13 protein-coding genes and 1 pseudogene are annotated in these 14,230 nt (G+C 65.4%); 5 read left to right on the top strand and 9 right to left on the bottom strand.

Annotated elements, in window-relative coordinates; all coding sequences use genetic code 11:
• The first annotated feature begins 147 nt into the window (after window positions 1-147).
• Window positions 148-831: a response regulator gene (locus B5V03_RS15145; protein WP_164988013.1), complete on the top strand. Its 684-nt coding sequence runs from the start codon at window positions 148-150 to the stop codon at window positions 829-831.
• Window positions 828-2,732 carry a sensor histidine kinase gene (locus tag B5V03_RS15140; RefSeq protein ID WP_129271072.1) on the top strand — a complete coding sequence of 635 codons (1,905 nt, stop codon included), beginning with the start codon at window positions 828-830 and terminating at the stop codon, window positions 2,730-2,732. Before B5V03_RS15145 ends, B5V03_RS15140 begins: the two co-directional genes overlap by 4 nt.
• Before the next feature lie 135 nt (window positions 2,733-2,867).
• On the opposite strand, the gene B5V03_RS15135 is transcribed toward B5V03_RS15140, so the two are convergent.
• Window positions 2,868-3,149 carry a hypothetical protein gene (locus B5V03_RS15135; protein WP_129271071.1) on the bottom strand — a complete coding sequence of 94 codons (282 nt, stop codon included), beginning with the start codon at window positions 3,147-3,149 and terminating at the stop codon, window positions 2,868-2,870.
• A 234-nt stretch (window positions 3,150-3,383) separates the two neighbouring features.
• Here B5V03_RS15135 and B5V03_RS15130 point away from each other — a divergent pair, with 234 nt between their 5' ends.
• Window positions 3,384-3,608, top strand: coding sequence for a cysteine rich repeat-containing protein (locus B5V03_RS15130; protein ID WP_129271070.1), 225 nt, complete (start codon window positions 3,384-3,386; stop codon window positions 3,606-3,608).
• Window positions 3,609-3,724: 116 nt separating this feature from the next.
• Complete coding sequence (locus B5V03_RS15125) at window positions 3,725-5,305, top strand: GMC family oxidoreductase (protein WP_129271069.1); 1,581 nt, start codon at window positions 3,725-3,727, stop codon at window positions 5,303-5,305.
• A gap of 3 nt (window positions 5,306-5,308) precedes the next feature.
• Here the strand turns inward: B5V03_RS15125 and B5V03_RS15120 are convergent, their stop codons facing one another.
• The 4 genes from B5V03_RS15120 to B5V03_RS15105 form a co-directional block, all read right to left on the bottom strand.
• Complete coding sequence (locus tag B5V03_RS15120; protein ID WP_129271068.1) at window positions 5,309-5,998, bottom strand: hypothetical protein; 690 nt, start codon at window positions 5,996-5,998, stop codon at window positions 5,309-5,311.
• Between the two features lie 86 nt (window positions 5,999-6,084).
• Window positions 6,085-6,798 carry a hypothetical protein gene (locus tag B5V03_RS15115; RefSeq protein ID WP_164988012.1) on the bottom strand — a complete coding sequence of 238 codons (714 nt, stop codon included), beginning with the start codon at window positions 6,796-6,798 and terminating at the stop codon, window positions 6,085-6,087.
• 131 nt (window positions 6,799-6,929) lie between these two features.
• Complete coding sequence (locus B5V03_RS15110) at window positions 6,930-7,178, bottom strand: hypothetical protein (protein ID WP_129271067.1); 249 nt, start codon at window positions 7,176-7,178, stop codon at window positions 6,930-6,932.
• Between the two features lie 99 nt (window positions 7,179-7,277).
• Window positions 7,278-8,258: an NAD(P)H-dependent flavin oxidoreductase gene (locus B5V03_RS15105; RefSeq protein ID WP_164988011.1), complete on the bottom strand. Its 981-nt coding sequence runs from the start codon at window positions 8,256-8,258 to the stop codon at window positions 7,278-7,280.
• A 108-nt stretch (window positions 8,259-8,366) separates the two neighbouring features.
• Here B5V03_RS15105 and B5V03_RS15100 point away from each other — a divergent pair.
• Window positions 8,367-9,930: pseudogene (locus B5V03_RS15100) on the top strand (AMP-binding protein).
• A gap of 343 nt (window positions 9,931-10,273) precedes the next feature.
• Here the strand turns inward: B5V03_RS15100 and B5V03_RS15095 are convergent.
• The 4 genes from B5V03_RS15095 to B5V03_RS15080 form a co-directional block, all read right to left on the bottom strand.
• Complete coding sequence (locus tag B5V03_RS15095; RefSeq protein WP_129271065.1) at window positions 10,274-11,047, bottom strand: thioesterase family protein; 774 nt, start codon at window positions 11,045-11,047, stop codon at window positions 10,274-10,276.
• 11 nt (window positions 11,048-11,058) lie between these two features.
• Complete coding sequence (locus tag B5V03_RS15090; RefSeq protein WP_129271064.1) at window positions 11,059-12,027, bottom strand: NAD(P)H-dependent flavin oxidoreductase; 969 nt, start codon at window positions 12,025-12,027, stop codon at window positions 11,059-11,061.
• Between the two features lie 237 nt (window positions 12,028-12,264).
• Window positions 12,265-13,665: an aspartate ammonia-lyase gene (locus B5V03_RS15085; RefSeq protein ID WP_129271063.1), complete on the bottom strand. Its 1,401-nt coding sequence runs from the start codon at window positions 13,663-13,665 to the stop codon at window positions 12,265-12,267.
• 36 nt (window positions 13,666-13,701) lie between these two features.
• Window positions 13,702-14,229 carry a hypothetical protein gene (locus B5V03_RS15080; RefSeq protein ID WP_129271062.1) on the bottom strand — a complete coding sequence of 176 codons (528 nt, stop codon included), beginning with the start codon at window positions 14,227-14,229 and terminating at the stop codon, window positions 13,702-13,704.
• Between the last annotated feature and the right edge of the window lies 1 nt (window position 14,230).

The raw sequence follows: 14,230 nt of genomic DNA, 5'->3' as shown, positions 1-14,230 counted from the left end.
GAGGACGATCCAGAGCCTAGCCCGGCACCGCAGGCCATAGCATCTGCCGGACGGTCGATGCCCCCATGATTATGGGTGTCACGACGTTCGCCCTGCGGTTAAACTTGGCCTCGCGCCGCGGGGGACACGCGGTGCGGGACGATGATCATGAGTGAACAGGGCGAGACGGGTGAAGCCATCACCATCCTCCTCGTCGAGGACGACGCACCGACCTGCTGGCGTCTCCAGGATGCGCTGGTCAAGGCCGGCTACGAGGTGCGCAGCGCCGGTACGCTTGGCGAGGCGCGTCAGGCCCTGAACAGTGGCGCGCCGCGCGTGCTGCTCACGGATCTCAGGCTTCCTGACGGCCACGGCATCGAGCTGATCCGCGAGATGAGGCAGCGTTGTCCCGACACCGAGATCATGGTGATCTCGGCGCTCGGCGACGAGGAGAGCGTGATCTCGGCGATCACGGTCGGCGCCACCGGCTATCTCCTCAAGGACGCGTTCCCCACCGATATCGCCACCACTGTGCGCGATCTGGTCGCCGGCCATTCGCCGATCTCGGCCTCGATCGCCCGCTTCATCGTGCGCAGAACGCAAGGTGCCGCGCAGACTTCGGCCGAGCCGCCCCCTGGCCCCGTGCTCAACACCGCAAAACTCACCCCGCGCGAGATCGACATCCTCTGGGGCATCGCAAAAGGTTTCAGCTATGCCGAGATCGCGAGCCATCTCGGCCTGTCCAGGCAGACCGTGCCCGGCCACATCAAGAACATCTATCGCAAGCTCGAGGTCCATACCCGCGGCGAAGCGGTGTTCGAGGCGGTGCAACAAGGCCTGATCAAGCTGTGAACGAGATCGCGGCGAAGGCGACCATACGCCCGCGACGCCGGCTGATTGCTTCACGCCTCGCGCCGTATCTGCTGCTCCAGGTCTTGATCGCGCTCGCCACCATCCTCGGGCTGCGGCTGCTTCAGCCGAGCGACCCCGAAGACTTTGCGTTAGGCGGAATTTCTCTGCGGGAGGACGGCGCAGCCCATCCCGTCACGCTACCGCATTTCACCTCGTCGCGCTATTCGCTCGCCAATCCTCCGCTCTACACCGGCGCCTTCACTTTCAGAAACAGCGGTGCTGGATGGTCCGTATACCTGCCGCGCTTCAGCAATGCGGTGGAGGTCGCCGTCAACGGCATCGTCGTGCTCGACTCCCGGCGCGATTCCAACGCCAACCGGCCCGATCGCAACACGCCGCAGATCGCAGCTGTCCCCGCCTCGCTTCTGCATGACGGCAGCAACGAGATCTCGGTCCGGCTGTTCGTCTGGGGTCCGCTGAAGGGCTTTCTCGATACCGTCTATGTCGGGCCGGATGCGGCCCTCCGCCCGGCCTTCGAGACGCGCACGCTGCTGTTCGTCACGCTGCCCGTGGTGTTCTCGGCGTGGCAGTCGATCCTCGCCGTCATCCTCGCGATCATGTGGCTGATGCGGCGCCACGAGCCGGTCTATGGCGTGCTGGCGGTGGCGATGGTGCTCGGCGTGGTGCAAGCTTTCGTGCCGCCGCCGGTGCCGCCGGTCACCACGTCGCGGCTCGCCGCGGTGCTGCTGGCGTCGGCTCCGATCGAGAGCGCCCTGATCGTCGTATTTGCCCTGCTGTTCTTCGGTCGGAGCTGGCCGCGCTACGGCACGCTGCTGTTCCTGCCGGGTGTCGTGGTGTTCGTGGCGGGACTGCTGGGCGGCCCGCCGCTGCCACGCATTCTTTTTCTGGTCCTTGGAATTCCCATGGTCGGCATCTGCCTGCTGGTGATGGCCGGGATCACGGCGGCGCAGGTGGTGCGGCGGCTGGATGCAGCAAGCTTCACGCTCGGCTGCGCCGTGACCATCGTGCTGATCTGCTGGATCCACGACATGCTCTCGGTTTTCGAGATCATGTCCAACGAACGCATCTTCGTGTCGCGGCTGTCCTATTCGGCGATGCTGGTCGCGATCGGCGCCGGGCTGACCTGGCGCTTCGCCCGCGCACTGAACCAGGTCGACGGCTTTGCAAGCCAGCTCGTGACGCGCGTACGCGAGGCCGAGGAGCGGCTAAAGGCGAGCTTTGCCCGCGAGGAGGAGCGCGCGCGGGCCGCCGCGCTCGCCAACGAGCGTACGCGGCTGATGCGTGACCTGCATGACGGCCTCGGCGGCCAGCTCGTCAGCATCGTCGCGCTCTCCGAGCGTGGCCACGAAGGCGCGACCATCACGGACGCCGCCCGCGCGGCGCTGAAGGATCTCCGTCTCGTCATCGATTCCATGGACGATATCGGCGGTGACCTCATGCTCGCACTCGGGTCCTGGCGCGAGCGCGCGGCGATGCAATTGCGGCCGCACGACATCGCGCTCGACTGGCGCGTGGCGACGCCGCAGGGGCTACCGCTGCATCCGGAGCTGCGGCCCTGGCATGTGATCCAGATCGTGCGCATCCTCGACGAGGCCGTGACCAATGCCGTCAAGCACGCGCAGGCCCGCAACGTCGCGGTCACCATCGAGACGCTCGATGGAGGCGAGGGGCCGTATGGCGTGATCAGCATTGCGGACGACGGCAAGGGATTTGCGCTCGCCGGCGAGGGCACGAGCCAGACCGCGCGTGGCCTGCGCAACATGAGAAGCCGCGCCGCGCGCTGCGGGGTTACGTTCGAGCTGAACTCGGATTCCTCGGGCACGCGCGTGCGGCTGCAATTGCCGCAGGTCTTTCCCGACAGCGACGCGGCCGCGGGCTGAAAAGCCCCCTCCCCGAACGTGTGGGACGCGCGGAGAGAGGGAACGGGCCGGATTATTCTCATGCGGAGGACGGGGGGTTCGTCCGCAGGATTCCTTCGCCCGAAGCGATGCAATCGACTCAATCAAACGAAATCGTCAGCGCACGCCGACACGGTTGACCGGACCGCCGCGATTCATCGGCGTACCGGCCCGCACGCCAACACCGGGCGCCCCGACGCCGGGCGTCGCCACCGCCACAGCGGCGGCCGGCGCAACCACCACTGCCCCGGTCGGCCGCACCACGCAGCCCCTGGGCACGCCGACCGTCTTGCAATAGACCACCGCCTGTGCCGGGCTCGTGCCCAGCGACACCATCGCCGCACCCGCCAGCACCATGATCGTCAGCCCGGCGCTCAGCGCTCCCGCTTTTTTCGACATCTTGCTCTCCTGCTTCCCGTTCGGCGTCCCGGTGCAATCACCGGGTTTCGCAGCCGACGTGCAGCCTGAATGGCAAAAGACGGCGCGCGGATACATGCCATGAAGATGGGGGTGCAGCGGCGAGAAGCGCGAACCGATGCCATGAACATGGCATGGACCGGCACCAGGCCTCGCGAGATGGTCCGGCCCGCCTGATCCCAACCGGGATCACCGACAATCCCAGAGAGGTGCTTTATGAAGATTTCGGTTCTTGCCGCGCTGCTGCTCGCCGCCACCGCCCTGCCCGCCGCAGCGCAATCCGGTCCGACGCCGCAGGAACAGATGGCCTGTCGCAGCGACGCCGGCAAATTCTGCGCCGAACACATCGGCAAGCCGCCGCAGATGAACGCCTGCCTGCGCGACAACAAGTCAAAACTCTCGGACGCCTGCCGCAAGGTCGTGGAGTCGCACGGGGGCTGATCCAGCTGTCATTCCGGGGCGCGCCAACGGCGCGAGCCCGGAATGACGGGATCCGCTCCAAAGCACAAATCTTGCAAGCGCTCCGCAGCACAAGTTTCTGCGCGGAGTGCTCTTCAATGTACGACACGATCATCGTGGGCGCCGGCTCGGCCGGCTGTGTGCTGGCCAACCGGCTGTCGGCCGATCTGCACCGCAAGGTGCTGGTGCTGGAGGCGGGCCGGGCCGCACCGCTTGCTTCCGACATTCCGTCGGATTGGCCGACGATGTTCAACACGGCGGTCGACTGGGGCTACTACACCGAGCCGCAAGCCGGCTGCCGCGGCCGGCGGATCTTCTGGCCGCGCGGCAAGATGATCGGCGGCTCCGGCGCGATCAATGCGATGATCTATATCCGCGGACTGCCCTCCGATTACGACGGCTGGGAGAAGGCGGGATGCGCCGGCTGGGCTTGGTGCGACGTGCTGCCGAAATTCATCGCATTCGAAAACAATGCGCGCTTCACCGACGATCCCTTGCACGGCACCAGCGGCCCGCTGCACGTCGCCGACGTACCCCATATCGACCCGAATGAGCTTAAATGGCTGGAGGCGGCGCAGGCTGCCGGGCTGCCGCACAATCCCGATTTCAACGGCGCCACCCAGGAGGGCGCGGGCTTCTTCCAGTTCGTCATCAAGGACGGCGAGCGTTTCGGCACCGGCAAGGCTTATTTGCGCCCGGCGCTGACGCGCGCCAATCTCACGCTGAAGACTGGCGTGCGCGTCACCCGCATCATCATCGAGCGCGGCCGCGCGATCGGCGTCGAATATCTCGAGAACGGGCAGCCGAAGAGCGCCTTCGCCACGAGCGAGGTGGTGCTTGCCTCCGGCGCCATCGGCTCGGCGCAGCAGCTCTTGCTTTCCGGCGTCGGGCCGGCCGACGAATTGAACGCGATCGGCGTCAATGTCGCGCACGATCTGCCCGGCGTCGGCAAAAATCTGCAGGACCACATCAACATCCCCATCACCTTCTATACGAAGGAAAAGATCGGCGTCGGCGCCTGGACCGAGGAGAGTCTCGCCGCAAGCCTTGCCGAGTGGGAGACCAGCCGCAGCGGTCCGCGCACCTCGCCCTGGGTCACGGCCGGCGCGCATGTGAGGAGCCGCCCCGGCGTTGAGCCGGACCTCCAGCTCTATGGCGCAATCAGCCCGCACCGCGACTATGCCCGCTTCCTGTCGTCGAAATCCGGCATCACGCTGCATGCGACCTTGCAGCGGCCGAACAGTCGCGGCCGGATCGCGCTGCGCTCGGCCGATCCGATCGAGCATCCCGCCATCGACCCCGGCTATTTCGCGTCGGATGCGAGCGGCAGCGACATCGCGACCATGATCGAGGGCGTGCGCATCAACCGCCGCATCGCCGCGCAATCGCCTCTGAAGGAGTTGATCGAGGGCGAGATCACGCCGAGCGCGGAGGCGGTGAGTGATGCCGAGATCGCCGACTACATACGCGGCCATTGCACCACGCTCTACCACGCGGCCTCGACCTGCCGGATGGGCACGGGCGATCTGGCCGTCGTCGATCCGCAACGCTTGCAGGTACGCGGCATCGACGGCTTGCATGTCGCCGACGCTTCAGTGATCCCGATCATGATTTCCGGCAACATCCAGACGCCGACGATCCTCATCGCCGAATCCGCGGCGACCGCGATCCTGGGCTAGGCGCTAGTCGTCGTCCGGGCCGAACAGCCTGATTTGCGGAAAGCCGCCACGCGGACGGCCTGCATAATTGCGCGTCTCGGAATCTTCGCGCACGTTCCGCGCAACGTCGTCCCAATCGGTCCGATCACGCATGTCACGCGGATCACGGGAATCGTAGCGATGACGCTCGGCCCACCGCTCACGACGATCCATCCGGCGCCGTTCGGGCGCTGCACGCTTCACGTCGGAATCCCTCGCCTTGGCATAAGCATTGTCGGGTGACGGCGACGGCTCTGTCGAAGCCTGCTGCTCGATGGGTTTTGCTTGTTGTGGTGGCGATGGGGGGGCGGGCTTCGGCGGCTCGACAGCGGCGGCCTGCGAGGGCGGTGGCGTTGGCGGTTCAGCGTTCGCTTGGGTGGCCTGTGCATCGGCCTTTGCCTCAGGCCTGGCTTCGCCCTGCGCCTGCGCGGGGGCCGCGACGACCATGCCGAAGGCTTGCGAGCCGGTGAGATATTGCACGCGCTCCGAGGGCGCATTGGTCTGGGCCGGCGCGGTGGCGGCTTCAGCGCGCTGTGCCATCTTGCCGGTGTCCGGGCCCTGCTTGGGCGCAACCGGATTCATGATGTTGCCGGCAACGATGCCGCCGCCGAGACCGATCGCGATGGCTGCGACGATCGTTCCGGCGCCGACGAAATAGGCTGTCGAGGCGCGCATTGGTCCACTCCCTTTTCGGAGCGGGCAACGCTTGTCGATTGCCGGATGTTCCTGATGCGAGCGCAGTTCCCGGAGGAACTTGTGGGTCAGATCTGCTGCGCGACCTTTTCCAGCCCGATGAGGCGGGCGAGCTTGCGCACTTCTTCCTTCTGATCGTCACGCAGCTGGAACAACAGCGGCATCGCGGCCGACTTCAGCTGCTGCACCTCGTCGCAATTCGGATCGATCTGCGAGCCGGGCGGTGCGTTCGGATTTGACAGCTTGTTCGCCTGGAGCTTGCGGGCAACGTTGCGCAGCGCGCTCTCCACCGAGGGCCAGTAATATTCCTGCGACGACGACAGCTTCAGGCGATCCTTGATGCCTGAGATCTGAACGTCGGACAGCAGGGAATAGGATTTCTGGGGCTGCGGCTTGGCGACGATCTTCGGCTTGGCCGGGACTTCGACGGCGGGAGCTTGCGCCGCGACGGGCGCCTCATTCACGCTAGTCTTGGGCATCGGGAAATCGGCAGACGTCGCGGCGGCAAAGGCCTGACGCAGCGGCTCGGTCAGCACCGGCGCCTGCGAAAGGCTGTCGGCGGGCACCTGCACCGGATCGATCGCGGCCGAAGCCAGTGCCAGCGTCGGAACCAGGCGGTCGGCCTTGGCGGCGCGGTTGGTCGCGAGCGGCTTCGCTGGGGTGGCTTCGGAGATCATATCGGCACTGACGCTGGGCACGCTGTCACGGCCGAGAATAGCGGTGGTGGCGGCGCCGAGGACGAGGAAACAGGTCAACACGACGATGGTGATGGCTTTGGACAAACGTCTCTCCGCGCCCAACTTCAAGTCCACGTGATCACTGCCCGGAAACTGGGCGGTAAATAAGGCTTAACCGTGCCATCGCGGCGGCAATCGCGCGGACTGCAGCGACAGCGCCGAAAACTCCAGCAAAATCAGGCGGCTACCGCCAGATCGTAGGCGTCCTGGATATCGGCGACGATCTCCGAGGCCTCCCAGACCGCGCGCGTCTCGACCGACTGCAGCGTCACCGTCCAGTTGCCGCCCCGGCGGGTGCGCGGGACGCTGACGATGTCGAAGCGCACGTTGCGGCACAGCGGATGGCGGGCGAGCGCGTGGGCCACGCGCACGCGGATTTCGTCCAGCGACGCTGCCGTCTTGGCATTGAGAAAATCGAAGTCCATCGCCTGTCCCTCTCGGTCCGTGTCGGCGGCCGTGAGGGGGATTCTTGGCTGGGGTTGGTTAATCTGCCGTTAAGTGAGGGGTCGTGGAGCTATGCGGGATTAACCGTGCTGAGGGCGCAGAGCGCTCCCCTTGCGGTACTCGGCGGCCGTTCGGGCAACGAGATCCTCCACCCCGAGCACATCGGTCACACCCGATGTCGAATGCCCGCCGCTCCAGATATCGCGCCAGCGTTTTGGCCGCTTCTCGCGCGCGGCGACGTCGATATCCCCAGCGATGTCGATCGCCCCGCGCGCCGGCAGATCGTCGGGATCGAGCCCCGCCGCGATGATCGACGGCTTCAGCATGCTGGTCTGAAGCCCCGTGAACGCGGTGGTCAGCAGGATGTCGTCGGCGCTGCTGTCGACCAGCATCCGCTTGTAGCGGTCATCCGCCATGCTCTCGTGCGTCGCAATGAACTTCGTGCCCATGTAGCCGAGATCGCAGCCGAGCACTTCGGCCGCATGCAGCGCGCGGCCATCGCTGATGCCGCCCGCGAGCACGATGATGCCGTCGTAGAACGCGCGCACCGCGCGGACGAAGGCGAATGGGTTGAGCCAGCCGGTCTGCCCGCCCGCACCCGCCGTGAGCAGCACGAGCCCATCGGCTCCTGCTTCCGCGGCACGCTCGGCGTGGCGGATCGAGGCGACGTCCGCCAGCACCAGCGCACCGGCATCATGCAGCGGCTTCAACACTGCCGCGGGCGAGCCGACCGAGGTGATGACGATTTCAGGCTTGTGCCGCAGCAGCACGGCGAGATCCTGCTCGAGCCGCGCATTGGAGCGGTGCACGATCAGGTTCGGACAGAGCGGCGCTGCCTTGCGGCCAGCCTGATCTTCGTGCCGCCGCAGCCGCGTTTCGATCTCCGCGAACCATTCGTCGAGCTGTCCCGTGCTCCGGCAATTCGCGGTGGGGAAACTGCCGATCACGCCGCTTCCGCATGCCGCGACCATGAGTTCGACGCCCGACACCAGAAACATTGGCGCAGCGATCAGCGGCAGCGCGAGACGATCACGGAAACGTTGCAGTCGATCTGTCGTCACACATGCCTCCCTCGATCGGGCTTTGTCGTTCCATCCCGCAGTCCCTGTGCTAGCGTCAGGGCAAACATTGGCACGCCAGAAGCCGGTGACAAAGCAACGAGGAAACATATGTCCGATCCGCTCCACGCATCGTCCCCGACTTGCGCGCAGACGCTACGGGCACTGTCGCGCTATCCCGGCCGCACGGCTTTCGCCTGGCCCGGGGGGATCGCTGAGCTATCAGGGCACCATCGACCTGATCGGACGTATCCAGGGCGTCTTCATGCGGCTGGGATTGCAGCCCGGCGCGCGCGTCGCCTTCCTCACCGCGAACCGCGCTGACACCTGGTGCGCCGGTGTCGCCGCGCAACTGTCGCGGCTCTGCGTCACCTGGCTGCATCCACTGGGATCGCAGGCAGACCAGCTCTTCCAGCTCGAGGATTCCGAAGCCGAAATGCTGGTGGTCGATGCCGCCGCCTTCCGCGATCGCGGCGGCGAACTCGCCGCAAAGGCACCGTGGCTCAAAGCAGTTTTCACCATGGGACCGGCCGACTATGGCGTCGATCTGTTGCAGGCCATCGAGATCGAAGGCCACGCCAGCCCGCTGTGCCTCGCCGGCCCTGACGATCTCTCCACGCTGAATTACACCGGCGGCACGACCGGCAAATCCAAAGGCGCGCTGCGCTATCATCGCGAAAATGCCGGAGCCCCTGCCGCGATCCTCGCCGACTTCGAGATTCCCGACGCCGCGCGCTTTCTCGCCGTCGCCCCGATCAGCCATGTCGCGGGCACGAAGGTGCTGCCGACCCTGATGCGCGGCGGCACCGTGCACATGCTGAAGGGCTTTGATCCGGAAGCCGTGCTGGCGACGATCGCGCGCGAGCGCATCAATTTCACGCTGTTCGTGCCGACCATGATCTACGTGCTGCTCGATCATCCCGCGCTCAGCAGGACCGATCTCTCCTCGCTCGAACTCGTGCTCTACGGGGCGTCGGCGATGTCGCCGAGCCGGCTGGTCGAGGGCATCGAACGCATCGGTCCGGTCTTTTCACAGCTCTACGGCCAGACCGAATGCTATCCGGTCTCGGTGCTGCGCAAGGCGGACCACGATCCCAAAACGCCGGAGCTGTTCCTGTCCTGCGGCTTCCCGATCGCGGCCTGCGAGGTCAAAATCCTCGACGACAACGACCAGGAGGTGAAGACGGGCGACGCCGGCGAGATCTGCGTGCGCGCGCCGCATGTGATGGCAGAATACTGGAAGCGGCCTGATATCACCGCCGAGACGTTGAAGAACGGCTGGGTCCACACCGGCGACATCGCGCGCAAGGACGAGCGCGGCTACATGTTCATCCTCGACCGCAAGAAGGACATGATCGTCACCGGCGGCTTCAACATCTTTCCGCGCGAGGTGGAGGATGTGCTGTCGCAGCATGCGGATGTTGCGATGGTCGCCGTCGTCGGCATCCCCGACGAGAAATGGGGCGAAGCCGTCACCGCCATCGTCGCGCCGCGCGAGGGCGCCAAGCCCAATCCGGACGAGCTGATCAACTTGGTGAGGACGCGAAAGGGCTCGGCACATGCGCCGAAGCAGATCCAGTTCGTCAAGCAGCTGCCGATGACCGGCGTCGGCAAGGTCGACAAGAAGGTGCTGCGCGCAGGCTTCTGGAGCGGGCGGGACCGGATGGTGGGGTGACTACCCCGGGATTTTACGGTGTCGTTGTGGCCCGGGCACCACAGCGCGCAACAGAGTGCGCTCCCGCGCCGGCCGACCGATTGCGGGCGAATCAGGGAATCAACTAGACCGCTGATGGGGCTGGGAAGCGGAGTAAGAAATGAGAGTCGCTTCCCTGGAAAGTGCAGTTGCTGCGGTCACGTTGATCACGGCCATTATCGTGGTGCTGTGGGAGATCAAGATCTTCTACGGAATATGAACTGGCAGGATGCCCTGGTCGAACACGACCTTGCATCCCTTCCGCGGCGGCGGAAGCCTGCCGTTCAATCGATCCAAGGCGCAATCACGGTGCTTGCCACCACACTCACCGCTTCTCGATCACCAGGCTCTGAACCGCGCGGCCGAAGTATCCTCGCCGATCGGCCAACCGTGACATCGCGAGGCCCGCACCGTCGGGGCCGATCCAGGATTCGCCGTCGAGCAGGATCCACTCGCCGACCGGCTGGCGCGCAAAGCTCACGGTGAGGTCGGCGTTGATGTAGGTCCAGGCACGGAAGTCCAGCGTCGAGGCGGTGCCGTTGGAGAAATCGGCGGCGACGAGCGCACGCATCGCCTGCGAGATCGGCTCGCCCTCGATCAGGGGATGGTCGACGCGAAACCAGATCGCACCGGCACCGGCCTGGCCGAAGCGGCCGCGCGCGGCGCGCATCGAGACGGTTCGCACGAACGGGCTGGTGGCGGCGTGACCGTCCTCGGCCAGCGAGTCCTCAGGCAAAGGCAGCGTGACCGGCAGCTCCTTGACGTCATCCGGCAGCGGCAGCACCTGCTGTTTGATCTTGAGCACGGTGGCGCCGACGACCTGCACGCCGTCGGCCAGCAGCTTGATTTCGCAGAGCTGGATCTTGCGGCCCTCCCGCAGGACCTCGCTCTCAATCGTGAGCGGCGCGACCGGCACGGGGCGCATCAGGTCGATGGTGACGCGCGCAATGTTCATCGGCACCGGCGTCGGAATGCGCTCGGCCGCCCACGTCACCAGCGAGGCCGGCGCCGAGCCGTGCTGCATGCGCCGGTCCCAGGGACCGGCCGCATCAGGGGTGGTGACGACGCTGTTGCCGTCGACGCGGTAGATGGCGGTCATTGCGAGAGCCATCACAACGGCGGATCGATCGCCTCGTCGTATTCCTTCTTGAAGCGCGCGATCATCTCGGCGGCGGGCACGATTCCCTCGACGCTGCCGATGCCCTGGCCGGAGCCCCAGATCTCCTTCCAGGCCTTCGGCTTGGCGCGCTCGCCGGAGGCGTCAGTGCCGAAATTCATCTTGGAGGGATCGGAGGTCGGCAGGTTTTCCGGATCCATGCCGGCGGCGAGGATCGAGGGCTTCAGATAATTGCCGTGCACGCCGGTGAAGAGGTTGGAGTAGACGATGTCGTCGGCCGTCGAGCCTGCGATCATCTCCTTGTACGTCTCAACCGCGTTGGCTTCCTTGGTCGCGATGAAGGCCGAGCCGATATAGGCGAAGTCGGCACCGAGGATGCGCGCAGCCCGGATCGCCTTGCCGTTGCCGATGGCTCCCGACAGCGCGATCGGACCGTCGAACCATTTTCGCGTCTCGGCGACGAACGCCAACGGCGAGATCGTGCCGGCATGACCGCCGGCGCCGGCCGCGACCAGGATCAGGCCGTCGGCGCCCTTCTCGATCGCCTTGTGGGCGAATTTCTGGTTGATCACGTCGTGGAAGACGATGCCGCCCCAGCCGTGCACCGCCTGGTTCAGCTCCTCGCGCGCACCGAGCGAGGAGATCACCATCGGCACCTTGTACTTGGCGCAAAGCTGCATGTCGTGGTCGAGCCGGTTGTTCGACTTGTGCACGATCTGGTTGACGGCAAACGGCGCCGACGGCTTGTCGGGATGGGCGCGATCATAGGCCGCGAGCTCTTCGGTGATCCGCGCCAGCCATTCGTCGAGCAGCTCCGGCGGCCGCGCGTTCAGCGACGGAAACGAGCCGACCACACCCGCCTTGCACTGCGCGATCACAAGATCGGGCACCGAGATGATGAAGAGCGGCGAACCGATCACGGGGATCGACAGGCGCCCTTTGAACAAGGCAGGCATGGACATTGCGGAACGATCCTCTAATGGCGGTCAAACTGAAGTTGGGAGCCATACCAACAAGGCAATCTTTCCACTGTCAAGTATTGCGTTTTGCCGCCGCAGCGGATGGCGTTACTGCAATTCCAAGCAGCGGAATTCCGAGGCGCTCCGTCATTGCGAGCGAAGCGAAGCAATCCAGGCTGTCTCCGCGGAAGGGTCCTGGATTGCTTCGTCGCAAGGGCTCCTCGCAATGACGAGGAGCAGTCACCCAATCAGATCCGGATTGATCAGCCGCTCGAACGAGAACATCTCGTCCCATTTCTCCTGCGTCAGCAGCTTGCGCTCGACCACTACGATCTGGTGCAGCGACTTGCCGCTCTTGTAGCCCTCGCGCGCGATTTCGGCGCATTGCTTGTAGCCGAGCAGCGGCTTCAGCACGGTGACGATGCCGAGCGAGTTCAGCACCATGTTGCGGGTGTGCTCATCGTTGGCGGTGATGCCGAGCACGCAGTTCTCGCGCAGACTGTTGACGGCGCGCTCCATGGTGCGGATCGAGAAGAACAGCGCGAACGAGATCACCGGCTCCATCACATTGAGCTGGAGCTGGCCGGCGCTTGCTGCCAGCGTCACCGTGGTGTCGAGGCCGATGACGAGGAAGCTGGTCTGGTTGACGACTTCAGGGATGACCGGATTGACCTTGCCGGGCATGATCGAGGAGCCCGGCTGCAATTGCGGCAAATTGATCTCGTTGAAGCCGGCCCGCGGGCCCGAGGCGAGCAAGCGGATGTCGTTGCAGATCTTGGTGAGCTTGCTCGCGGTGCGCTTCAGCACGCCCGAGAGTTGCACATAGGCGCCGGTATCCGAGGTTGCTTCAACGAGATCGCCGGCGAGGATGAAATCGACGCCGGTCAACGCGCTCAAGTGCCGGACCGCGAGCTTTGGATAGCCGACCGCCGCGGTGACCGACGTGCCGATCGCAGTGGCGCCGAGATTGATCTCGCGCAGCAGCGCGCGGGCCTCGGAGATGCGATCGACCTCCTCACCGATGGTGGTGCCCCATCCCCGGAATTCGGCGCCGAGCGACATCGGCACGGCATCCTGCAAATGGGTGCGGCCCATCTTCAGCACGCGCTCGAATTCGCGGCCCTTGGTGAAGAAGGCCTCCTGGAGCTGGCGCAGCGCCGTCATGTAGCTTTCGAGCCGCAGGATCAGCGCGAGACGAAAGGCCGTCGGATAGGTGTCATTGGTCGACTGCCCATAGTTGACGTGATCGTTGGGGCTGACGTGCTGGTAGTCGCCCTTGGCGAAGCCGAGCGATTCCAGCGCGAGATTGGCGATCACCTCGTTGGCGTTCATGTTGGTCGAAGTGCCAGCGCCGCCCTGGATGAAGTCGGTGACGAACTGATCCATCATGTCGCCGGCGATGACGCGGTCGCAGCCGAGGATGATGGCCTCCGCGACCTTGGTGTCGACCGCGCCGAGATCACGGTTGGCCATCGCTGCGGCCTTCTTCACGTAACCAAGCGCCTTCACGAAGTAAGGCTCCTGGTTCATGGGAATGCCGGTGATGTGGAAGTTCTCCTTCCCCCGGATGGTCTGGACGCCGTAATAGATGTCGTCGGCGATCTCACGCTGTCCGAGGAAGTCCTGCTCCGTGCGGCTCATGGGCGCTCCTTTGTTGCTCGCGCACAGGCCATCACGTCAGTTCTGGCACAGCGCGCTGGTCACGAAAGTATCGGTGCGGCAGTCGTCCGGTTTGCGTTGCCTGCCCGGAATCAAAACCTTGGCCGAGCATTTCTCGGCAGAGTCAGCGTTCAGGCTCTTGCCTTCCTTGTAGCCCTTGCTCTGGCAGAGCTGGTCGGCGGCCTGCTTGCAGTCGGGCGCACCGTTGGACGAGACCGGACAGGCCACCCGGCCCGAGGCCATGGTGGCGGGCTTGGCCAGCCGCGACAGGTCGTTCATGGTCTCGCTGGGACTTTTGATCGGCGGCAGGATCGAGGGCAGCTTATCGAACAGCTTGCCCATTTCGTTGATCAGCCCGGGATTGTCCTCACGCGCGGGCGCGGGCGTCGAGGGCGGCGGCGTAGCCTGCGGCCCCTGCTCCTGCAAGCCGAGCGTTGGCGGCGCGGATTGCGGCCATCCGGTCCCGCCAGCACCGAGCAGGAGCGAAATCGTCGCGAAAATCAGCGTCCCCAGCCGCATCGCCGGATTGCCGGATCGAACCATCATG

Source organism: Bradyrhizobium betae, from assembly GCF_004123905.1.
GTDB classification, from domain to species: Bacteria; Pseudomonadota; Alphaproteobacteria; order Rhizobiales; family Xanthobacteraceae; genus Bradyrhizobium; species Bradyrhizobium betae_A.
This window is presented reverse-complemented; position numbering and strand designations above follow the sequence as displayed.

What these genes read in the sequence shown, in the direction of transcription:
- B5V03_RS15145 (WP_164988013.1), top strand. Translation starts at nt 148, where the DNA reads ATGAGTGAACAGGGCGAGACGGGTGAAGCCATCACCATCCTCCTCGTC.
- B5V03_RS15135 (WP_129271071.1), bottom strand. Translation starts at nt 3,149, where the DNA reads ATGTCGAAAAAAGCGGGAGCGCTGAGCGCCGGGCTGACGATCATGGTG.
- B5V03_RS15130 (WP_129271070.1), top strand. Translation starts at nt 3,384, where the DNA reads ATGAAGATTTCGGTTCTTGCCGCGCTGCTGCTCGCCGCCACCGCCCTG.
- B5V03_RS15125 (WP_129271069.1), top strand. Translation starts at nt 3,725, where the DNA reads ATGTACGACACGATCATCGTGGGCGCCGGCTCGGCCGGCTGTGTGCTG.
- B5V03_RS15120 (WP_129271068.1), bottom strand. Translation starts at nt 5,998, where the DNA reads ATGCGCGCCTCGACAGCCTATTTCGTCGGCGCCGGAACGATCGTCGCA.
- B5V03_RS15110 (WP_129271067.1), bottom strand. Translation starts at nt 7,178, where the DNA reads ATGGACTTCGATTTTCTCAATGCCAAGACGGCAGCGTCGCTGGACGAA.
- B5V03_RS15095 (WP_129271065.1), bottom strand. Translation starts at nt 11,047, where the DNA reads ATGACCGCCATCTACCGCGTCGACGGCAACAGCGTCGTCACCACCCCT.
- B5V03_RS15090 (WP_129271064.1), bottom strand. Translation starts at nt 12,027, where the DNA reads ATGTCCATGCCTGCCTTGTTCAAAGGGCGCCTGTCGATCCCCGTGATC.
- B5V03_RS15085 (WP_129271063.1), bottom strand. Translation starts at nt 13,665, where the DNA reads ATGAGCCGCACGGAGCAGGACTTCCTCGGACAGCGTGAGATCGCCGAC.
- B5V03_RS15080 (WP_129271062.1), bottom strand. Translation starts at nt 14,229, where the DNA reads ATGATGGTTCGATCCGGCAATCCGGCGATGCGGCTGGGGACGCTGATT.